This is a genomic window from Marinospirillum sp., from assembly GCF_014859565.1.
In genome coordinates, this window is record NZ_JACUUA010000199.1 from 1 (window position 1) to 5,859 (window position 5,859).

Consider the following 5,859-nt stretch of genomic DNA (forward strand, 5'->3'; position numbering starts at 1 on the left):
GGCTTTTACCGAGAAAAACCGGATGTCATCACAGCTGCATGAGTTAAATACCAGCAACCTGAAAGACAATCTGCAACTGACCCAGCAGGATTTAAAAACCATCAGTCAGACTATGAACAACATTGCCGGATCAGCCGAAAAGAATGCTGAGAATGCAGAAAGCAGTCAGCAATCAGCGGCTGAACTGGCAAGGCTGCTGGAAAAGATTACGTCCAGTGTCACGCTGGTGGGTGCAACAGTGGCAACCCTGAACGAGCAGAGCCAAGCGGTGACCAGCACCCTGCAAGCAATCACGGATATTTCGGATCAGACCAGCCTGCTGGCGCTGAATGCATCCATTGAGGCAGCACGGGCAGGTGAGCAAGGGCGTGGATTTGCTGTGGTGGCTGATGAAGTTAAACAGCTATCGAATAAAACCAAACAAGCTGCACAAAGTATTCATACAACCCTGCAGGGGTTCAGTCAGCAGGTTGGTCATTCACTGGACGGTGCACAGGAAAGTCAGCAGCTGGCAGAGCAGATCCAGCGCGAGATTGAGGGTTTCCAGCAGCGTTTTGCTGAAGTGGCCGAGGATGCTGGAAATACCTTAAAACAGGTGGAGCACGTCAAGGACATCAGTTTTGCATCGCTGCTCAAAGTGGATCACGTTATCAACAAACAGATGGTTTACGACGGGCTGAATGCTACGGAAGCTAAATCACGGCAAACAAGCAGTGAACAGCTGGAGCAGTGGATTGAGCGGACTGCCACCACAGAGCTTGGGCGTCTGCCAGTATTTGATGAGTTACGCCAGAGTTATCAACAACTGCAAGCTGGACTGGATGAAGCTTTGAGCCTGTATCTTGAGGCCAGCGTGGCGGGGCGTGAGCAAATTGTAGCCTCCATGGAACAAGCAGAAAGTGACAGCCGCCGCTTGTTGTCAGCCATAGATCAGATGGTTGAAGCACGGCAGAACTGGATAGGTCGGCGTTCATAACCTCTCATCACCCAGGAAAAAGAGTGCCCACAGAGGCACTCTTTTTTTGCAGTCTTGTCTATGCTGAAGGAAAGCCTGACGTATCAGACAGCTGTAAGGGGGTAGGCCATGAGCATTTTTGACCACGTACAAAGCCGTTTTGAGCGAGTACAGCAGGAGAGTCTGAGCCTGCAGGAGTATCTGCAGCTCTGCCGTAAGGATGCCAGTGCTTATGCCTCGGCTGCTGAGCGGATGCTGCTGGCGATTGGTGAACCGGAGGTGATCGATACCGCCAAAGACCCTCGCCTGTCGCGTATTTTTATGAACAAGGTGATCCGGCGTTATCCGGCCTTCCCGGAATTTTTTGGCATGGAAGAAGCAATAGAGCAGATTGTTTCTTACTTTCGCCATGCTGCGCAGGGGCTGGAAGAACGTAAACAGATCCTTTACCTGCTGGGACCGGTGGGTGGTGGCAAGTCCTCATTGGCCGAGCGATTAAAACTGCTGATGGAACACCAGCCTTTTTATGCCATCAAGGGTTCCCCTGTTTATGAGTCACCGCTGGGGTTGTTTGATGCCGAAGAAGACGGTGAATTGCTGGAGCAGGAATACGGCATTCCCCGTCGTTATCTCAAGTCCATTCCTTCACCCTGGGCAGCTAAACGCCTGAAAGAATTTGGTGGTGACATCAGCAGGTTTGAAGTGGTGCGCCTGTATCCATCCCGTTTGAATCAGCTGGCCATTGCCAAGACCGAACCAGGTGATGAAAACAATCAGGACATTTCTTCACTGGTGGGCAAGGTGGATATCCGCAAACTGGAGCATTATGCCCAGGATGATCCGGATGCCTACAGCTTCTCGGGAGGTCTCTGCCATGCCAATCAGGGGTTGCTGGAGTTTGTGGAGATGTTCAAGGCACCCATCAAGGTGCTGCATCCACTGCTGACCGCCACTCAGGAAGGTAACTACAACCCCACCGAAGGCATGGGAGCCATTCCTTTTGAAGGCATAGTGCTGGCGCATTCCAACGAATCGGAATGGCAGGCTTTCCGCAACAATCGCAACAATGAAGCCTTCCTCGACCGTATTTACATCGTTAAGGTGCCCTATTGCCTGCGGGTATCTGAAGAAATTCGTATTTATAAAAAGCTGCTGGAAAACTCCTCCTTGGCACAGGCGCCCTGTGCACCGGATACGCTGCGCATACTGGCACAGTTCTCGGTGCTATCACGGCTGAAAGAGCCAGAAAACTCGAACATCTTCTCAAAAATGCGGGTTTATGACGGTGAAAATCTGAAAGACACCGACCCCAAAGCCAAGTCGATTCAGGAGTACCGAGATGATGCCGGGGTGAATGAAGGTATGGATGGTTTGTCCACCCGTTTTGCCTTCAAAATTCTGTCACGAGTGTTCAACTTTGATTCCACCGAAACCGCTGCCAACCCAGTACACCTGATGTATGTACTGGAACAGCAGATAGAACAGCAACAGTTTGCGGATGAAGTACATGACCGTTATCTGAGTTTTATCAAGGAGTGGCTGGCACCCCGTTATGTTGAGTTCATCGGTAAAGAGATTCAGACCGCCTATCTGGAATCCTACAGTGAATACGGCCAGAACATTTTTGACCGTTATGTCACCTATGCGGACTTCTGGATTCAGGATCAGGAATACCGTGATCCGGAAACCGGTGAACTGCTGGACCGTCAGGCACTCAATGAAGAGCTGGAAAAAATTGAAAAACCGGCGGGTATTTCCAATCCCAAAGACTTCCGCCATGAAGTGGTCAACTTTGTACTGCGTGCCCGCGCCCAGAACAACGGCAACAACCCCAGCTGGCAGAGTTATGAAAAACTGCGCAGCGTGATTGAACACAAGATGTTTGCCAACACCGAAGAGCTGTTGCCGGTGATCTCTTTTAACGCCAAGGCATCCACTGCAGATCAGAAAAAACATGAGGATTTTGTCGCTCGGATGACCGACCGGGGTTACACCGAAAAACAGGTGCGCCTGCTGTCGGAATGGTATCTGCGGGTACGCAAATCGCAGTAATTCAGGCCAGCCGCCGAGGTGACGCATGGGATATTTTATTGATCGCCGCCCCAACGGCAAAAACAAGAGTGCGGTGAACCGGCAGCGTTTTCTCAGACGCTACCGCAGCCACATTCGTCGTGCGGTCAGTGATGCGGTTAAAAAACGCTCCATCACGGACATGCAACGGGGTGAAGAAGTCAGTATTCCCGGCAAGGATATCAGTGAGCCGGTGTTTCATCACGGCAAGGCCGGTCGTCGGGGCATGGTGCATCCGGGAAATAAAGAGTTTCGTCAGGGGGATCGGGTTAATCGCCCACCAGGTGGCGCAGGTCAGGGCTCCGGGTCGGGTCAGGCTGGGCGGGATGGTGAAGGAGAAGATGAGTTTGCTTTTACCCTGTCGCGTGATGAATTTATGGATTTCCTGTTTGATGATCTGGCGCTGCCGAATCTGGTACGTAAGGAGCTGACAGAAACGGATGAAAGTCGCCCGGTGCATGGTGGTATTGTGCGTCAGGGTACACCTTCACGCCTGCATGTCGTTCGATCCATGCGTACTGCTTATGCTCGGCGTATTGCCATGGGTTCCAGCCTGAGGAAAGAATTGCACGCGTGTGAACAGGCACTGGCTGAAGAAGAGCAAAAAGATACCGCACTGCGTAACCCCTTGCGTATCCGCGAGTTGCAAGAGCAGATTGAGGGGCTGAAAAAACGCCTGCAAGCTGTGCCTTGGCTGGATGACGATGACCTGCGTTACCGCCACATGAAACAACAGCCGGTACCGGCCACCCAGGCCGTGATGATTTGTATCATGGATGTCTCCGGCTCGATGACTGAAAAACACAAAGAACTGGCTAAACGCTTTTTCTTACTGCTCTACCTGTTTCTGGAGCGGAATTATAAAAAGGTGGAGTTGGTGTTTATCCGCCACCATACCAGTGCCAGAGAAGTGACCGAGCAGGAGTTTTTTTATTCACGAGAAACCGGCGGCACCATTGTTTCCAGCGCCTTGAAGCTGGCGAGCAGCATCCTCGAAGCCCGTTACCCATCCAGTCGCTGGAATGCCTACATTGCCCAGGCCTCGGATGGTGACAACTGGGATGATGATTCCGACCAGTGTGCCGAATGGATGGTCAAACGCCTGATGCCATTGGTGCGTTATTTTGCCTATGTAGAAATCACTCCCCATGCCCATCAGGCCTTGTGGGAGGCTTATGAAGGCATTCAGGAGCGCTTCCCGCACAGTTTTGCCATGCGACAGTTTTTTGAAGCGGCAGAGATTTACCCCGTCTTCCGTGAGCTTTTTCACAAGGAGGGCAGCAGATGAAGCGTCGTGAACCCCTGGCAAGAGGCAGTGAGTGGAGTTTTGAGCTGCTGGAAGCTTATGAGCGCGAAATTGCCCGGCTGGCAAAAAAATACCGGCTGGACATCTACCCCAACCAGATCGAAGCCATCTCCAGTGAACAGATGATGGATGCTTATGCAGCCACGGGTATGCCGGTGGGTTACCATCACTGGTCTTATGGCAAACACTTTCTGAAGGTGCAGCAGGCCTACAAACGTGGGCAAATGGGGCTGGCCTACGAATTGGTGATCAACTCCAACCCGTGCATTGCTTATCTGATGGAAGAAAATACCCTGATGATGCAGGTGCTGGTAATGGCGCACGCCTGTTACGGGCACAACTCTTTTTTCAAGAACAACTACCTGTTTCGCACCTGGACGGATGCAGAAGGCATCATTGATTATCTGGTGTTTGCCCGTCAGTACGTCAGTGAATGTGAAGAGCGTTATGGTATTGATGCCGTGGAAAGCCTGCTGGATGCCTGCCATGCCTTGCAAAGTCATGGGGTGGATCGTTACAAGCGCCCGCGCCCGCTATCGGCACGGGAAGAAAGAGAACGCCAGCAGGAACGGGAAGCTATCCTGCAACAACAGGTCAACGATCTATGGCGCACTCTGCCGAATCTGAACCCAGAGAAAGAAGAAAAAAGTGGCAAACAGTGGCGATTTCCGGAAGAACCCCAGGAAAACCTGCTGTACTTCATCGAAAAACACGCACCCCTATTGGAACCCTGGCAACGCGAACTGGTACGCATAGTACGCAAGATTGCCCAGTACTTTTATCCACAACGCCAGACCCAGGTAATGAATGAAGGCTGGGCGACCTTCTGGCACTACACCCTGATGCATGACTTGTATGACGAAGGGCTGGTGGATGAAGGGTTTATGCTGGAGTTTCTGCAATCCCACACCAGTGTGGTGATGCAGCCAGATTTTGATACCTCTTATTATTCCGGCATCAACCCCTATGCACTGGGGTTTGCCATCTACACCGATCTGAAACGTATCTGTGAGCAACCCACCGAAGAAGATCGTTTGTGGTTCCCGGATATTGCCGGGAAGGATTGGCTGGATACCCTGCACTGGGCAATGCGCGATTTTAAGGATGAGTCTTTCATCCAGCAGTTTTTGTCACCCAAGGTGATTCGGGATTTTCACCTGTTTGCACTGGTGGATGATGATCAGGTCAGCCAGATTGAAATCACCGCCATCCATGATGAAAGTGGTTACCGTGCGGTACGTTCAGCACTGGCTGAACAGTACAACCTCAGCTTTCGTGAACCGGATATCCAAATCTGGGAAGCCCATCTGCGTGGTGATCGCAGTCTCACCCTGCGCCACAACCGCAGCAACCGCCGTAATCTGGGAGATTCCACTCAGGACGTACTGCAACACCTGCACACCCTCTGGGGCTTCCCGGTCAAACTGGAAAGCTGGGATGGTAAAGAAAAAATCAGCGAAACCATTTGGCCGGTGGTGGAAGACCCGATTTGCCCGTGATCATTTTTTCATGCTGGATAAATGATCAG

The 5,859-nt window shown here is 51.7% G+C and carries 4 protein-coding genes; all 4 read left to right on the top strand.

Features of this window, described 5'->3' with window-relative positions; all coding sequences use genetic code 11:
• Nucleotides 1–976 (top strand): methyl-accepting chemotaxis protein (locus IBX50_RS16300; RefSeq protein WP_292257354.1); only part of this gene is annotated, 976 nt, incomplete at its 5' end.
• A gap of 108 nt (nucleotides 977–1,084) precedes the next feature.
• Entirely contained in the window at nucleotides 1,085–3,007 is a 1,923-nt protein-coding gene (locus IBX50_RS16305) for a PrkA family serine protein kinase (protein ID WP_292257355.1), read from the top strand.
• 25 nt (nucleotides 3,008–3,032) lie between these two features.
• Nucleotides 3,033–4,313: a YeaH/YhbH family protein gene (locus IBX50_RS16310; RefSeq protein ID WP_292257356.1), complete on the top strand. Its 1,281-nt coding sequence runs from the start codon at nucleotides 3,033–3,035 to the stop codon at nucleotides 4,311–4,313.
• Nucleotides 4,310–5,830, top strand: coding sequence for a SpoVR family protein (locus tag IBX50_RS16315; protein WP_292257357.1), 1,521 nt, complete (start codon nucleotides 4,310–4,312; stop codon nucleotides 5,828–5,830). The genes IBX50_RS16310 and IBX50_RS16315 overlap by 4 nt, the downstream gene beginning before the upstream one ends.
• The last annotated feature ends 29 nt before the right edge of the window (nucleotides 5,831–5,859 follow it).